The sequence below is a fragment of the Nocardia africana NBRC 100379 genome, from assembly GCF_001612635.1.
Lineage (GTDB): Bacteria > Actinomycetota > Actinomycetes > Mycobacteriales > Mycobacteriaceae > Nocardia > Nocardia africana.
The window spans coordinates 20864-33306 of record NZ_BDAV01000030.1 but is presented as its reverse complement, the minus strand read 5'-3'; the positions used below and the strand labels follow the sequence as shown (position 1 = coordinate 33306).

Here is a 12443-nt window from a genome sequence, read left to right as displayed (position 1 = left end):
GACACACGCCAGGGCGGACCCGGTAGTAATTCGCCGAGCACCAGAACTGCCAGTCCGACCAACGGAATTCGGCGCCGCGGCGGTAGCCGTCCGGTTGTCGGCAGTGCCGTCGCACCCACGCCTCGGCGATATCGCCGAGGGTAGGGAAATCGACGACCCAGCCTTCCTCAGCTGCCCCCACCGGGCATCGACCTCAGCCGGCGCTGCGGCGGCGCCGAGGTCTCGGCTGGTTTGGGCTCACGCTGAGCGCGGGCCGCGGCCACCTCGTCGCTCGCGATTTCCCAACCGTTCTCCCTCAGGCCGGCCGGGGTGAGACCGATCTGATCGGCGAACCGGTGGGACGCGGCGGCGTCCGCGGCAGCGGCGTTCGGCTGCTCGGCGCGCACCTTCCACCGCACGTACATGGCGATCGTCTCGTGCCGCCAGGGCTCGCGGGCCCACTGCGCAGCCTGCGGATAGGTCCAGACCTTCGCCCACAGAGCTTTCTCGCGAGCCTTCGGCCGCGACAGCGGGAAGTCGGGCGCCGGGCCTGAGTAGCCCTCGGCCGGCAGCTGGACGAACGCCAGCCCGCGCCGATCGGTGCGGCCCGAGCGGGGATCCGGCTGCGGGCCACTGCGATTGCGGGCACCACCACGCGGCATCGGTCAACCTCCTCCCGGCAGCATCGCGCCACCCGGACAAGACACATCCCGACCGGCCTCGCGCCGGGCAGGGAGTAACAGCCACATTCCGGACACCGACATGGATCGAAACGCGCCCACGCCATCGCGGCGCGGGTCGACCAATCCCAAGGGGTCTCAGTGACTTACAAACGATTCATGGACGCGGTGATCATCACCGTCGGTCTGGCGCTTTTCCTGCTCGGCCTCACCGGCGGCGAGCCGATCGGCGTCGTGCTCGGGCTGTTCGTCGCCGTGCTCGGAATCGTCAGTCTCATCCCGCGCAACCGCGATGCACAGCGCCAGCAAGCTCCCGGTCAAGGCAACGACAGATGACCAGAACCCAACTCGCGGCGACGAGGTCGACATTCGTCATCGGCGCTATCGCACTGATCGCCGGCGTCATCCTGTTCGTGATCGACCACACCACGACCGATCAGATCTGCACGAGCGGATATGTCTCGGTCTGCCGCGACGTGCCCCCATCGAACCGCGGCGCCTGGCTCGCCGGGGTGGCCGCTCTCATCCTGATCGGCACAGCAATCGCATGGTCGACACTCACGCCCGAGAGGTCGGCCGATGCCCCGACGCCGAGCGCATCGCGCAGCGGGCGCCCGCTGGCCATCGCGATCGGCGTGCTGTTCACGGTCGTCGTGATCGCTGCGCTGATCGACGTCCTCAGCGGGTAGCCCGGAGAGTTTTGAACCCTCCGCACCACCGAGCGACCTCAGACGGGGCGAAGCGCCGTCGGGGGGTCGGGGGCACCCCCCTGGGGTGCCGGTCAACCCTCTAACCTGCGAAAATGCCCGGCTCGATCGGGTCGGAATGTCCGATTGACCAGGTCAGTGGTCGCGCTTGCGGCTGTTGCAGGACCGGCAGAGCACCTGCAGCGGACCATTGGGCCCGCCGTTGGCGACCGGGGTGATGTGATCGGCCGTCAGGTCGGCGCTGGGGTGTGGCGGCCGTTGCCAGCCGGGGCACCAGTCTCCGCGTCGGGCTCGGTGTGCCTGGACTGCGGCGGCTCGGCGTTGCTGCTCGCCGTAGTCGCGGGTCGCCTTGGTCGGGGTGGTGCGTCGTAGGTGCCGATCTCTCTCGGTCTGGTGCTCGGCGCACCGGGGGCCAGGCTGTAGCCGAGGGCACCCGGGTACCGAACATGGACGGAGACGGGCTCGGGCCATGCGGTGGGTCAGTGGCGCCAGGACCACGTGCCGTGGCCGGTGCCCTCGACTGCGAATGGAACCCAGTGTGAATCAGGTCCATTGAGTAGGACGTGCAGCCCGTAGCCACCGAGCGTCGGGACGAACACAGCGGGCATGATGTCGCCGGGCATGAGCGGCCCCGCGGCGACGAGGCCGAGAGCCTGGCGCCGACTGCCGATCTCGCTGATATCGGCGAGACTCAGTCGGTAGTGGACAGTCTGCCCGGTGAGCGCGCCAGGTATCAGCGATTCGGCCATCGGTCAGCGCTCCACTCGTGGCGGCCAGGACCAGTGCCGATCGGTCGCGTTCTCGGCGAATGGCACTGCGATCGGTTCGTTGTGCGCGTCGTTCAGCGGTGCGGGCGGATGGCCCGGCGGGCAGACGGTCAGGTACACGTCGCCGGCGGCGGTTACCGCGGTGATCAGCGCCGGGCACACGCCGACGTCGGGGTGCTGGAAGTGGACGATGCGCCCGACGCTGGGGTTCATCGCAGCGCAGCCTGAATGGCGTCGCCGATCAGACCGCCGATGGCGCAGCCGATCGCGTGCCAGGGCAGCAGCTGAGCGCCGGCGGATAGGGCGGTGAGCAGCATGATCGTTTCCTCTCGGATTGTCACCGGGCCGGGGTGGCGCGGTGAGGTCAGCGGCGCAGTAGGCGGGCGGTGTCCTTCGGGTCGCGCTCGCGGCAGTACCGGGAGAGAGCGTCGCGGTCGGCGACGTGGATCGGCGCGAACTGGATGTGCGGCCGGCGGGGCGGGTCGATGTGGTCGGCGAGGTTGCGCAGCCAGCAGGCGACGAGTCGGGTCACCACAGCCATACCCGCAGCACGGGCTCGGTATAGCCGGGGGCGACAGGGTGGCACAGCAGGGCGCGCACCAGAGAGACGAGATCCATTGCTGATACCTCGATTTCAGGGAGGGGTTGCAGCGCGGGACGCAGCAGCACCACCCGGCTCGATGTACCGGGCTTGCACGCTTGCTCTTTGGGTGCGCTTGCCGGGCCACAGCCACCCGGTTTGACGTGGTCGCGCTGCAAGTTTGGGGATACAGCTACGCCCACCGCGACGGGGTCGGGGTGGGCGTAGAGGTGGGGCCCGAGCGGGCCGATATGCTGCCGATTTCCGTTTTTGGGGTCGGCTCGTCAGCAGCGTTTTGTAGTGCCACAGTACATGATCAGCGCAAACGCTCAGCAGTAAGATCGCCGATGTCCCGCGCTGCCGGTCACCACAAGGGCGCAGCACGAGGCGCCGTGGCATGACCGAAACGCGTTGGGCGCTTTCGCTTACGGGTCCTCAACTAGCGCCACGGGCGGCATGAACGCAGCGATGATCCCGCGATTGGCCATATACCGTTGGTGGCCATCGTTAACGATCAGATCCCGTTGCCTCAGCGCATTCAAATCTCGGCTGACAGTCTTAGCCTCTTTGCCTGCGTACTCCATCGCGACACGTGTGCTGACCGAACGGATTTCGTTCCGGGTGTACCACTTGCCAGGCTCCATATCCAGCACTAGGTGACGCTGGCGAACGCGTGCAGGTGTGTCTTCATCGCGGAAGGTGTCGTGTACAAGATCTCGCCAGGTGACTTCATACTGCTGTGCCCTGACAGTCTGAATCTGCTCGCGCAACTCATCCACAAAGCCCTGCAGGGCGTACTCGATGAAACCTTCGATCGGATGCCCGTCCGCTCGACTGGTGCGGTCGAGTTCGACGTAGTAGGCATCGCGGGTCCGGTTGTAGTGGTCGGACAGCAAATGCGCGGCCGGTACCGGAGCGCCGGCCTGGATCATCAGCTGTAGTTCGATCAGGCGTGCTGTTCGTCCGTTGCCATCACCGAAGGGATGAATCCACGCGATGTACAGGTGCGCCAGGATGGCTTTGAGCACGGCGATGGGGAACCGCAGTTCGGGGCTGCCGTCCGGGGCTCTGAGGCTGTTGAGCCAGTCTGCGAGTCGGTCGAGGAGGTATGCGCAGTCCTCCGCGGGTGCACCGCGGTACCCGCCGACGGTCACCGAATGTTCCCGGATGGCGCCCGGAACGACTCCCTCCTTCAACGGGAGGCCTTGAAGCAGGCGGCGGTTGAAGTCGCAGATTCGTTCGCCGGACAAGTCCAGCTCCGGCTTGTTCACGACATCTCCGATGATGTCGTTCGACACGGAGAGGATGTTGTCGATCTCGCGACCCAGATACTCCCGCGATTTCGGAAGAGAGAGTCCAGAAGTGATGCGTTCCCGAACCTCGTCCTCGGAGAGTGTGTTTCCTTCAATCGCCGTTGTGCCGTGGATGCCCTTGCTCAGGTATACGGAATTCAGCAGCTCTGCGAAGTGCGGCTGGAGGGCTGTTCCAGCGATGTGGCTGCACTTCGACATAGCTTCCCCCAGCAGGAGCCAGATCCTATGGTTCAGCCTGCGCAGGTCAATCTCGAATGTGATCCAGGGATGAGTGGTCTCGAATTTCCTGCTGCCCATCTGCGGATACTACATTTTGAGCCCATTTTTGTCCATGTGTTGTGACCGTGTGTATGTCCATCTGGACTGTCCCGTAGCTTGTCCACATTCCTGTTGTCAGCCGGCGACGGCAGCTCCTCGTCCTCGGCGGGCCGATCGACGATGAATTCAGTCGCCATCGGTGGTTTCTTCCGCCTGGTGGCTGAGCCATGCACTCGGGTCGAGCGGATCGTCGGTCATGCTGCTGTGCCTTTCTGGTCGGCGCGGGCGATGTCGAGGACGTCGCCGAGTCGGTAGACGCGCGGGTCGCGCGGTGCGATGGGGCGGTCGGTGATTCGGGTGCCGTACTGCTTGTCGGTGTGGAGGTAGCCGCGGGCCTCGACGCGGTTTTCCTGCGCCCACCGGTGCAGGGTGCGTTTCGCGATCGGTTCGCCGAATTGCGCGCTGATACGAACGATTTCGGCGACGGTGAACAGTCGATTGCGGATGGAGTCAAGCGCATCCTGCATGACGGTGTCGACGTGCTGCTGCGCGCCGCACTCGCGGCAGCGCACCCACGCCGGTAGTCGGCCGTCCTCGTCGGGGTGCGCGAGTAGCTCGACACCGCACTCCGGGCACGGACCGATCTGCCGCGGTTCCCGCGGCCGGTCGATGGTGGCGCGGATCTGTTTCAGCGCCTTGTGGATGTCGGCAGCGAGGTCGCCGGCGGTGTCGAATCGGCGGAGGTCGAGCGGGTGGCAGGCGAGCCATATCGCGGCCTGCTCGACCGCGGTGGCCGGTGAGGTGAGCGCGTCAGCGTTGCGCCTCGATACGCGGTAGTACCGGTTGCCGTCCTTGTCGACGCGGGTCAGGGTCGCGCTGGTGGCGGTGTGGTCGCGGGCGACGCTGCGGCCAGCGGGCTGCCACGCTGCGGAGGTTTCCGGTAGGTAGGCGCGGGTGCGGCCGTTCGCGACCAGCTGCACCAGGCCGGGGGCGCCGATCGGGATGTCGACGCGGTGGTGCGCGGCCAGTAGTCGCGCCCATTCGCCGACCGCGGTGCCGAGTCGGGCGAGGGTGGTGTCGCCTTGGATCACGGTGTCGGCGGCGAACATTCCGCCGAGCATGGTGCGGCCCTTGGTGGGCCGGATCGGTAGCGGTGTCTCGGCGGATCGGCCGCCGGTGCGTTCGCCGCTGAATTGCGCCTGTCCTGCTCGGGTGACCGCGAGCTCGGCGAGCAGGGCGGGCACGGTGAGCAGATCGGCGACGATGTCGGTGCCGCACCGCTGGCACAGCGTGAGGTTGTCGGGCACGGTGGCCTTGCAGCGGGCGCACCGAACATCGGCCTTGGTCATATCCGTGACTCCGTCCTCGTCAGCTCTGCGACAGTTGCGGCGATCGCGTTCACTCGACCAGCCGATAGCCCGAGATCGTGGCTACGCGTATGCCACGCCGCCCACTCCTCGGGGCTGAGTTCCGGGGTGATCGTCGGGGGGTGCGAGTCCCATCGCGGGGCGAACGATTCGTCCCACAGCCGCACCCGTGGCCCGAGTGGGTTGTCCGGGAGATCCCAGACCCGCCACGGCAGGGACAGGAACGGGTTGTCCCCCAACAGGATTGCGCGCAGCCGGTCGTAGTCGCTGTTCACTGCGTCACCTGTTCCGCACATCGTTTCCCCCTTCGGACTGAGTGAATTCGGGTGCCCACGGGTCGCAGGTGACGAGGTGGCCGGGGTTGCTGTCGTCGGGCACCATGACGAGGTGATCACCCGGCTCGGAGAGGTAGTCGCGGATCGCGCGAGCCCGCTCGGCTGCGAGCCAATCGAGAGCCGCGGTCGGCGGCGACGGTTCGACGACGATGAGCGCGACCGGATTTCCGTCGATCTCGGCGAATCCGAACGGGCCGCCCTGGCTGCATCCGATCGTGTGCGGCGCGTTCTTCGCGATGTGGTAGTCGGTGATCCGCAGATACGTGTCGTCCCACACCACCCACGCGGGTTGCCCGGGCCGGATCGCGAGCGCGTGGATTGCGCCACTGTCCGAGGTGAGGATGCGGCCGGCGCGATACTGCCGGCTGCCTGCCCACCGCAGACCGATTTGCGGGGCCGGGTCGGTCAGGGTGCACAGGTAATCGAATTCGCCGGGGCGGCCGGTGGTCGACAGGTAGATGTCGCCGTTCTGGGTCATTGGTTATGCCTCCCAGGTGATTTCGAGCCAGAGCGAGCCGGACTTGCCGCGCTCGGCGGGGTGGATGATCGGCTCGGGGGTGGATACGTGGCGGGTGCTGTCGTCGACGACGAACCCGTACCCGGGGTGCACGTTGGTCCCGCGTTTCGTCTTGACGATCTTCTGCGGGGTGAGTCCGTCGACCACGGCCTTGAGGGTCGGGGCGAGGTTCACGCTGTCGCGGGCCCGGTTGTCGCGCGGCCGGTAGTGCAGCGTGATCGTGGCTCGGTCGATGCCCTTCGGCAGTTTCGCCTTGCGCGCGAGATTCACGACGTCGCCGCGGATCTCGGTGATCTTGCGGGCCTTCGCGAACATCGCGCCGCGGGTGGCACCACTGTCGTTCATCGACAGCGGCGGCGCGGACCACGGCAGCTTGATCGTGGCTGTGTGGGTTTCGGGCATACGGATTACTCCCTCCGGTCGGCTGTCGCCCGCCCGATATGCGTTGGGTACCTGAGACATCTCGTCACCACATCGGTCTTGGTCGTCGAGGGGCGGCTCACCGCTGCCGGCGCATCGCGTCATGCGGACATCGGTGCCCTGCCGCGAGTCCGGCGGGTAGTGCGGCGCCATCGTGCGTGCCTTCGTCAGCGCGAATTCGCCGCGGCATCGCGGGCATTGGGCGCGTTCGGGTTCGGTGCGGTCGCGCATCACTCCCCCTCGATCCACATGCCGGTGCGGCGGTCGAGGGTGCGGGTTCCAATCGCACGGCCAGTGACCCGGATCGTGGCGCCTTTGTCGATCCGGATCGGGAGCGACTGCCCGTCGAGCAGCAGTACGGGCGGCCAGATCGGTTCGCCGCGCCCGTCGTAGAGAACGATGCGGACGCCGCGGCGCCGGTGCCTGCCGCGGTCCTTCATGTGCGGGAAGTACGCGGGCCAGCGCGGTTTCTGTCCTCGGCTCATTCGGTCACCTCGATTGATCCGAGCGGCACGCGGTTGCGGTGGGATATCTCAAGGTGGTGGCGCGTCGGCACCCACGTTGTCTCGCCGCGCGCCAGCGCTTCGAGGCGGGCCGGGTCGGTGTCCGGGTCGAACTCGAATTCGCTCAGCATCCGCTCGCACTCGGCGGGCGGGTATGTGCCGTCGCCGTAGCCCCAGCCGATGAGGTTGCAGGCGCCGCGGATCCCGTTGCGCCAGTCGATCACCGTGTATTGCAGGGTGCCCTTCGGTTCGAATGGCGCCTGCTGCACCAGGACCGCGAAGTGCTCGCTCACCGCGCGGACGGTCCACCGTTTCGGCTTGCCATCGAGACGGACGCGGTTTCCGACCGCGAGAGCAATCGGCTCGACGGGCGCCTGCGGCGGTAGTCGCATGCGCGGGTCAGTAGGCATGGTCATCGTTGTCGGCTTTCTCGATGGCGGCACGGGCGCGGTCGCTGAGTCGCGTTGGGTCGTAGTCGGTGCTGGAGTCCGTGCGGGGCGGCCGGTGGATCGGGCACGGTTTCTGCACGTCGGCGTTTTCCAGGCTGAGCCAGCCGTTGCGGCAGCAGGGTTCGGCGGTCTCGTCGCCGTAGCGGTCAGGCATGGTTCATCTCCATAGGGGTCGTTTCGGGCGGGCTGGCTGTCCGCCTCCGGGGCAGCGTTTCCGGGGCATGTCGTCGGCCTGCCGGTAGACGGGCCCGTAGTGCGGCCAGAGGTTCCCGTCGTCGTTGAGGGCGAATGTGCTGAGGCAGTGCGGGCACTGGCCGCGCTTGCGCGGTGGGCGCGCGGCACGCTCGCGCACAGCGGTTTCCGCGGCAGTGAACATGTCGCTGCGGCCGTGACGTTCGGCGCACTGCCGGCACTCGGCGATCCGGACCGGATGCCCGGCAGCGTCGGCGTATCCGAGGTCGCTGCCGGGGTAGTCCTTGCTCGCGAGGTAGAGGTCGCCGGGCCGGATCAGGTTGTCGCACCCGCCGAGGCAGGGGTGCGGCGTGCGGGCGCGGCACACCTTCGTCCTAGCCACTGTCGACCCCTTCGCGGGTGTGCGTAACGATCGCGGCCAGCAGGTCGGATACGGCTCGTTCTTTCGCCAACCACTTGTCCTCGAGCCAGGCCGGCAGACTCATCCCGGAGGTGTCATCGCGGTGGTTGCGGATCAGGTGGGCGGCCTGCCGGATACCGGCGACCTCGATCGCGATGTCGCGGTCGCTGCCCTGTAGCGAATGAAAGTCCGCGGGGTTGCGTACGTACTTCTCGCGCAGCTCGGCGTAGGTGTCGAGCATGTCCGCGAGCGCAGATTCGATGCGCTCCAACGCGTCCGGGGTGCCCTCGGGTGGATCGATGACGTGGGCCGGTGGGCGCACACCTGCGTCGAGCAGGTGATCGGCGGTCTCGGTCGCGGACATGCCGTCCTCGCGGGAAGCCAGGATCAGATCGGCGAGCACGTCGCGGGGTTTCTGGTCAGACATTGCGCCCCCTCTGCATGGCCTGCCATGCGTAGACGTTGTGGACGCCGCGGTCACGCTCGGCGATCTCTTCGGCGGTCATGCGTCGCGCACCGGGAGTGATGACGAGCATGTCGCCGAATGCTGTCCGGCAGCCTTCGCAGGCGTCCCCCACGAGAGCGACTGGCGTCGTGCAGCCAGGTAGCACGCAGGCGGCGAAAAGAGACTCGGTGCCAACAGTCAGTTCAGGCATCGGCGCTCACCGCCGCGGCCCGCTCGCTGGTGAGCAGATCGATTGCGGCCTGGTAGTTCCGGCACAGGTACACGGCCCGGTTCGATGTCTCGCCGAGGTGGGCGACGATCTTCTCCCGGAGTTGTTCGACGGTGGTATCGGCGTCGGCGATGTACGTGCCGTCACGGCGCCGGATGGCACCGTTCTCGTCGCGCACCGCGGTCACGTGGAGCACTTCGTCGATCTGCTCGGGCGTCGGCGGCACGGCGTTGGCCGGGGCGTCGCCGGGCAGGTAGATGTCGACCATGCCGTCGTCGGGCTCGTCCTCGGCGCCGCCGTCGTCGTCCGGGTTCAGCCAGTCGACCCACCCGACATCGGTGGAGGCGACACGGTCGGCATCGATCGTGGCGGTGATGACGAATTCTGTGCCGACGTAGGTCGCGTGCGACCAGCCCGCGGGGCTGCGCTGGAGCGCGAAGTCGTCCGGGGTGAGTTCGCGGGCATCGAAGCCGGCCGAGACGGCGTATTCGATCGCGGCAGCGATCACATCGGCGAGCGCGGGGCGTTCGGTGTCAGGCATTGGACACCGCCTCGGCGAGCGGGAACGAGGGGGCTTTGTGGCCGTCGGGCATGACGATCGACCACGGGCCTGAGAACAGGCCGTAGGCGGCCCAGTCGCAACCGCGCGTGGCGATCGACCGGCCGCCGTCGGTCGTGGGCGGTCCCTTCAAAGCGCCGAGGTGCCGGCCGATGCATTCCTGGCCGATGAGCTCCGGTGCTGCCCCGGCATCCTTGAAGTCGCGCGCGGTTGCGATATCGCCGCAGCTCGGGCAGCGGAACGCCCAAGTCCAGTGGTCGTCGCCGAATCGGCGGCGCGCCTCGTCGACGAGTTCCTGCTGCGTCCAAGTGGTTTTGGTGTCAGGCACGGCTGGCCTCCTCGGTGGCGCGGTCGGCGCCGTAGAACTCGAGCACCGTGGCCGTGCGGAAGGTGATGCTGACCGTGGCGCTGCCGTCGTCGCCGAACTTGATGTGGGGCCCGGCGCTGCCGATGTGGTACGGGAGCTCTGGGCCGTCGCCGAATCGCACGGTCTGGTTGGTGCGGTCGATGTGGATCGCGGGGAAGTCCGGCCCGGACGGTTCGGGCGCGGTGTCGACGCGGTCGAGTTTCGCGAGCCGGTTGAGGGCCATGCTGGTGTCGCGCATCGGGGCGACGATGCGGTCGCCGATCTGTTGCGCGATCACGGTCAGGATCGCGGACTGGTCGACGATGGTGTCGACGCGCATCCAGCGGCCGCGATTGTCGCGGAAGATGGCGCCGGGCGTGATCGGGTCACTCATGGTTGCCGGCCTCCCCCGCGGTGTTCTCGGTGGCGGTGTCGCAGTCGAGGATGGCGAGGATCTCGCGGCCGGCATCACGGCGGTAGGCGGTCTGCGCGGTGATGGCATACGCGGCGACACCCTGTTCGGCCCATTGGTTTGCGAGGATGCGGATGTCGGCGAGCTTGCCCGCGCGGGCGGCTTGCTGGTCGAGTACGTCTCGCAGCAGCGGCAGGATTTCCCGGTCGTCGCGGTTGACGATGCCGAGCAGGTCGCACACCTTGCCGATGAGGTCGGCGAAGTGGGCGATCATCTCGGCGGCCTGGTCGCGGTCGGCGGTGAGTTCGTCGATGCGGGCGCGGGCGGCGTCGAGCTCGAGTTCGCGGCTGGCGATCACGGCGTGCAGATCGTGGGCGTGTGCCCGTGTCGTGCGCAGCCGCTCGTGCGCTTCGCGGCGTTGGGCGCGCAGCACGTCGACGAGTTGCCGGTCGCCGTCGGCTTCGCGGACGGCCTGGTCGCGTTCGGCTTCGGCGTCGGCGAGCCGGTCGAGGACGGCGGCTATGTTGTTCGTCGCTACCGCGGCGAGTTCGGCGACGGGTCCGGCGTTCGGGACGTCGGGGCCGACGATGGTCTCGACCTGTCCGCAGTCGCAGGTGCATTCGGCGGTGAGTCCGTGCGGGTGGGCGGTGAGCCGGTCGTGGGATGTCCACTCGGCCTTGTCCAGCGCGTCGCGGCACGCGTTGACTGGGTCGACTTCGGCAGGCCGGGGGTCGGGTTCGGCCGGCGGTTGCTGCGGTTCGAGGTCGAGTAGTTCGGTCACGGCCGCGAGGGCGGTGCCGACGAGCACCATCGCCCGGAGCTTGGGGTCGGGGTTCTGTGTGGTGTCACGCATCGGCGTGGGTCCTTTCGAGGTCTGAGTTGAGGTGCGCTGGGCCGGGTCACTCGTCGGCATGGGTGGCGGCGTTCGCGGTGCTCCCACTGCTGGGGGTGGTGTTCTCATCGGCGGGGAGGTATCCCCGTGCGTGGAAAACGTGCAGGACAATCGACGCGATGTCGTTGATGCGCCGCGCCCAGCTGTCCATTCGCCGGTGGTACTCGGCATGCAGATCGGGGTTGACGGCGTAGGCGCCGCACGTTCCGCAGACCTTGCCCGCGGATACGCCGGGAGCAGTACTCCCCGGAGCGGGAAGAGCTTTCGGGCCGGGCTCCACGGCAGCGGGCGACTCGACGATCGGGTCGACACGGCGGGCTCGGCGATGGATGGTGAACGGCTTCGGGCTCACAGTTGCTCTGCTCCTCGGTGGCCGAGAGGGGTGAGGCGATCGGCCGGTGCCAGTTGCGGTCTTCCGGTCCGTCGATGGGATGGGGTTTGTCCACAGTTCGCGGGCGCCGTAGTGAGTTGCGTTCGAGAGCCAGCCACGCGGGTAGTAGTGGTATTGGGTTGGTAAATAATGGTGGGGGGTCGTGGGTGACCCTCAGACATTCCGAAATGACCCCCAGACCCGTTCGAAATGACCCCCAGACTTTTCGGCCGGCCGCTAATCCACGGGTCATCAATGACCCCTAGACATTTCGCCTGTGGATAACTTGTCCACAGATTCCACAGGTCACCCGTGACCCCCAGACTCGTTGGGGCGCAGACATTTCCGAGGGTCGTCAGTGCCCCCCAGACATGCCCTTCTCCTCCGGGTCGAGCATCGGCCGGTCGAACAGATCGGTCGGCACGGTGAGCCGGTACGTATCGGCCTCGCCCTCGTGCCGATTGCCCTGCTTCACCCGCTCGACCATGCCGAGGGCCCGCAGTTCCGACAGCGCGCGTTTGACGGTCTTCTCCGACACGCACATCACCAGCGCCAGCTTTGCCACACCCGGAAACACGCGCGAGCCATCGAAATTGGCGTACGTCGACATCATGAGGCCGAGATACTTTGTGCCCAGCGTCATCTGGACGCGGCGCAGAATGCGAATCCACTCCTGCTGGTCGACAGGCTTTCGCGCCACGCCATCCATCGCTGCCTCCTTCC

Annotated in this window: 23 protein-coding genes and 1 pseudogene; 2 read left to right on the top strand and 22 right to left on the bottom strand. The window is 67.5% G+C overall.

Going from position 1 to position 12443, the window contains the following annotated elements:
* A pseudogene (locus NA3_RS38300) lies at nucleotides 1-181 on the bottom strand (terminase); the annotation flags it as partial.
* Entirely contained in the window at nucleotides 168-641 is a 474-nt protein-coding gene (locus tag NA3_RS33905) for a hypothetical protein (protein ID WP_062968810.1), read from the bottom strand. The gene NA3_RS33905 and the pseudogene NA3_RS38300, both read right to left, overlap by 14 nt.
* A gap of 177 nt (nucleotides 642-818) precedes the next feature.
* Here NA3_RS33905 and NA3_RS37395 point away from each other — a divergent pair, with 177 nt between their 5' ends.
* Together NA3_RS37395 and NA3_RS33900 are read left to right on the top strand one after the other, a co-directional pair.
* Nucleotides 819-995, top strand: coding sequence for a hypothetical protein (locus NA3_RS37395; protein WP_157126627.1), 177 nt, complete (start codon nucleotides 819-821; stop codon nucleotides 993-995).
* Complete coding sequence (locus NA3_RS33900) at nucleotides 992-1348, top strand: hypothetical protein (RefSeq protein ID WP_062968808.1); 357 nt, start codon at nucleotides 992-994, stop codon at nucleotides 1346-1348. Before NA3_RS37395 ends, NA3_RS33900 begins: the two co-directional genes overlap by 4 nt.
* Before the next feature lie 153 nt (nucleotides 1349-1501).
* On the opposite strand, the gene NA3_RS36490 is transcribed toward NA3_RS33900, so the two are convergent.
* The 20 genes from NA3_RS36490 to NA3_RS33810 all read right to left on the bottom strand — a co-directional run bounded on the left by NA3_RS36490 (nucleotide 1502) and on the right by NA3_RS33810 (nucleotide 12429).
* Complete coding sequence (locus tag NA3_RS36490) at nucleotides 1502-1837, bottom strand: HNH endonuclease (protein ID WP_084492100.1); 336 nt, start codon at nucleotides 1835-1837, stop codon at nucleotides 1502-1504.
* An 8-nt stretch (nucleotides 1838-1845) separates the two neighbouring features.
* Nucleotides 1846-2115, bottom strand: coding sequence for a hypothetical protein (locus tag NA3_RS33895; RefSeq protein WP_062968806.1), 270 nt, complete (start codon nucleotides 2113-2115; stop codon nucleotides 1846-1848).
* Between the two features lie 3 nt (nucleotides 2116-2118).
* Complete coding sequence (locus NA3_RS33890; protein ID WP_062968804.1) at nucleotides 2119-2346, bottom strand: hypothetical protein; 228 nt, start codon at nucleotides 2344-2346, stop codon at nucleotides 2119-2121.
* Between the two features lie 151 nt (nucleotides 2347-2497).
* Nucleotides 2498-2674 (bottom strand): hypothetical protein, encoded by a 177-nt coding sequence (locus NA3_RS37390; protein WP_157126626.1) that lies wholly within the window; start codon nucleotides 2672-2674, stop codon nucleotides 2498-2500.
* Between the two features lie 464 nt (nucleotides 2675-3138).
* A complete protein-coding gene (locus NA3_RS33885) occupies nucleotides 3139-4323 on the bottom strand; it encodes a Fic family protein (protein WP_062968802.1) in 1185 nt (394 codons plus the stop codon).
* A gap of 215 nt (nucleotides 4324-4538) precedes the next feature.
* The gene (locus NA3_RS33880) at nucleotides 4539-5633 is read right to left on the bottom strand and encodes a hypothetical protein (RefSeq protein ID WP_062968800.1); all 1095 of its coding nucleotides are present in this window, start codon (nucleotides 5631-5633) and stop codon (nucleotides 4539-4541) included.
* The gene (locus tag NA3_RS33875) at nucleotides 5630-5926 is read right to left on the bottom strand and encodes a hypothetical protein (protein ID WP_062968798.1); all 297 of its coding nucleotides are present in this window, start codon (nucleotides 5924-5926) and stop codon (nucleotides 5630-5632) included. The genes NA3_RS33880 and NA3_RS33875 overlap by 4 nt, the downstream gene beginning before the upstream one ends.
* A 4-nt stretch (nucleotides 5927-5930) precedes the next feature.
* On the bottom strand, nucleotides 5931-6464 hold the full coding sequence (locus NA3_RS33870) for a hypothetical protein (RefSeq protein ID WP_062968797.1): 534 nt from the start codon (nucleotides 6462-6464) through the stop codon (nucleotides 5931-5933).
* 3 nt (nucleotides 6465-6467) lie between these two features.
* Nucleotides 6468-6905 (bottom strand): hypothetical protein, encoded by a 438-nt coding sequence (locus tag NA3_RS33865; RefSeq protein WP_062968814.1) that lies wholly within the window; start codon nucleotides 6903-6905, stop codon nucleotides 6468-6470.
* Between the two features lie 248 nt (nucleotides 6906-7153).
* Nucleotides 7154-7408 (bottom strand): hypothetical protein, encoded by a 255-nt coding sequence (locus NA3_RS33860; RefSeq protein WP_062968795.1) that lies wholly within the window; start codon nucleotides 7406-7408, stop codon nucleotides 7154-7156.
* Nucleotides 7405-7719 carry a hypothetical protein gene (locus tag NA3_RS33855; RefSeq protein ID WP_128145414.1) on the bottom strand — a complete coding sequence of 105 codons (315 nt, stop codon included), beginning with the start codon at nucleotides 7717-7719 and terminating at the stop codon, nucleotides 7405-7407. Before NA3_RS33855 ends, NA3_RS33860 begins: the two co-directional genes overlap by 4 nt.
* 106 nt (nucleotides 7720-7825) lie before the next feature.
* Nucleotides 7826-8029, bottom strand: a complete 204-nt coding sequence (locus tag NA3_RS33850; protein ID WP_062968791.1) for a hypothetical protein — start codon at nucleotides 8027-8029, stop codon at nucleotides 7826-7828.
* A 3-nt stretch (nucleotides 8030-8032) separates the two neighbouring features.
* Complete coding sequence (locus NA3_RS33845) at nucleotides 8033-8449, bottom strand: hypothetical protein (RefSeq protein ID WP_128145415.1); 417 nt, start codon at nucleotides 8447-8449, stop codon at nucleotides 8033-8035.
* Nucleotides 8442-8894, bottom strand: coding sequence for a hypothetical protein (locus tag NA3_RS33840; protein WP_128145416.1), 453 nt, complete (start codon nucleotides 8892-8894; stop codon nucleotides 8442-8444). Before NA3_RS33840 ends, NA3_RS33845 begins: the two co-directional genes overlap by 8 nt.
* 221 nt (nucleotides 8895-9115) lie before the next feature.
* The gene (locus tag NA3_RS33835) at nucleotides 9116-9682 is read right to left on the bottom strand and encodes a hypothetical protein (protein ID WP_062968786.1); all 567 of its coding nucleotides are present in this window, start codon (nucleotides 9680-9682) and stop codon (nucleotides 9116-9118) included.
* Nucleotides 9675-10028, bottom strand: coding sequence for a VVA0879 family protein (locus NA3_RS33830; RefSeq protein ID WP_062968784.1), 354 nt, complete (start codon nucleotides 10026-10028; stop codon nucleotides 9675-9677). The genes NA3_RS33835 and NA3_RS33830 overlap by 8 nt, the downstream gene beginning before the upstream one ends.
* A complete protein-coding gene (locus NA3_RS33825) occupies nucleotides 10021-10440 on the bottom strand; it encodes a hypothetical protein (RefSeq protein ID WP_062968782.1) in 420 nt (139 codons plus the stop codon). Before NA3_RS33825 ends, NA3_RS33830 begins: the two co-directional genes overlap by 8 nt.
* A complete protein-coding gene (locus NA3_RS33820; protein WP_062968780.1) occupies nucleotides 10433-11311 on the bottom strand; it encodes a hypothetical protein in 879 nt (292 codons plus the stop codon). The genes NA3_RS33825 and NA3_RS33820 overlap by 8 nt, the downstream gene beginning before the upstream one ends.
* Nucleotides 11312-11357: 46 nt before the next feature.
* Entirely contained in the window at nucleotides 11358-11702 is a 345-nt protein-coding gene (locus NA3_RS33815) for a hypothetical protein (RefSeq protein WP_062968778.1), read from the bottom strand.
* Between the two features lie 373 nt (nucleotides 11703-12075).
* On the bottom strand, nucleotides 12076-12429 hold the full coding sequence (locus NA3_RS33810; RefSeq protein ID WP_062968775.1) for a helix-turn-helix domain-containing protein: 354 nt from the start codon (nucleotides 12427-12429) through the stop codon (nucleotides 12076-12078).
* Nucleotides 12430-12443: the final 14 nt, after the last annotated feature.

Bases quoted from the DNA above. Each gene is read 5' to 3' on its own strand.
- NA3_RS33905 (WP_062968810.1), bottom strand. From the start codon at position 641: ATGCCGCGTGGTGGTGCCCGCAATCGCAGTGGCCCGCAGCCGGATCCC.
- NA3_RS37395 (WP_157126627.1), top strand. From the start codon at position 819: ATGGACGCGGTGATCATCACCGTCGGTCTGGCGCTTTTCCTGCTCGGC.
- NA3_RS33900 (WP_062968808.1), top strand. From the start codon at position 992: ATGACCAGAACCCAACTCGCGGCGACGAGGTCGACATTCGTCATCGGC.
- NA3_RS36490 (WP_084492100.1), bottom strand. From the start codon at position 1,837: ATGGCCCGAGCCCGTCTCCGTCCATGTTCGGTACCCGGGTGCCCTCGG.
- NA3_RS33895 (WP_062968806.1), bottom strand. From the start codon at position 2,115: ATGGCCGAATCGCTGATACCTGGCGCGCTCACCGGGCAGACTGTCCAC.
- NA3_RS33890 (WP_062968804.1), bottom strand. From the start codon at position 2,346: ATGAACCCCAGCGTCGGGCGCATCGTCCACTTCCAGCACCCCGACGTC.
- NA3_RS37390 (WP_157126626.1), bottom strand. From the start codon at position 2,674: ATGGCTGTGGTGACCCGACTCGTCGCCTGCTGGCTGCGCAACCTCGCC.
- NA3_RS33885 (WP_062968802.1), bottom strand. From the start codon at position 4,323: ATGGGCAGCAGGAAATTCGAGACCACTCATCCCTGGATCACATTCGAG.
- NA3_RS33880 (WP_062968800.1), bottom strand. From the start codon at position 5,633: ATGACCAAGGCCGATGTTCGGTGCGCCCGCTGCAAGGCCACCGTGCCC.
- NA3_RS33870 (WP_062968797.1), bottom strand. From the start codon at position 6,464: ATGACCCAGAACGGCGACATCTACCTGTCGACCACCGGCCGCCCCGGC.
- NA3_RS33865 (WP_062968814.1), bottom strand. From the start codon at position 6,905: ATGCCCGAAACCCACACAGCCACGATCAAGCTGCCGTGGTCCGCGCCG.
- NA3_RS33860 (WP_062968795.1), bottom strand. From the start codon at position 7,408: ATGAGCCGAGGACAGAAACCGCGCTGGCCCGCGTACTTCCCGCACATG.
- NA3_RS33850 (WP_062968791.1), bottom strand. From the start codon at position 8,029: ATGCCTGACCGCTACGGCGACGAGACCGCCGAACCCTGCTGCCGCAAC.
- NA3_RS33840 (WP_128145416.1), bottom strand. From the start codon at position 8,894: ATGTCTGACCAGAAACCCCGCGACGTGCTCGCCGATCTGATCCTGGCT.
- NA3_RS33835 (WP_062968786.1), bottom strand. From the start codon at position 9,682: ATGCCTGACACCGAACGCCCCGCGCTCGCCGATGTGATCGCTGCCGCG.
- NA3_RS33825 (WP_062968782.1), bottom strand. From the start codon at position 10,440: ATGAGTGACCCGATCACGCCCGGCGCCATCTTCCGCGACAATCGCGGC.
- NA3_RS33820 (WP_062968780.1), bottom strand. From the start codon at position 11,311: ATGCGTGACACCACACAGAACCCCGACCCCAAGCTCCGGGCGATGGTG.
- NA3_RS33810 (WP_062968775.1), bottom strand. From the start codon at position 12,429: ATGGATGGCGTGGCGCGAAAGCCTGTCGACCAGCAGGAGTGGATTCGC.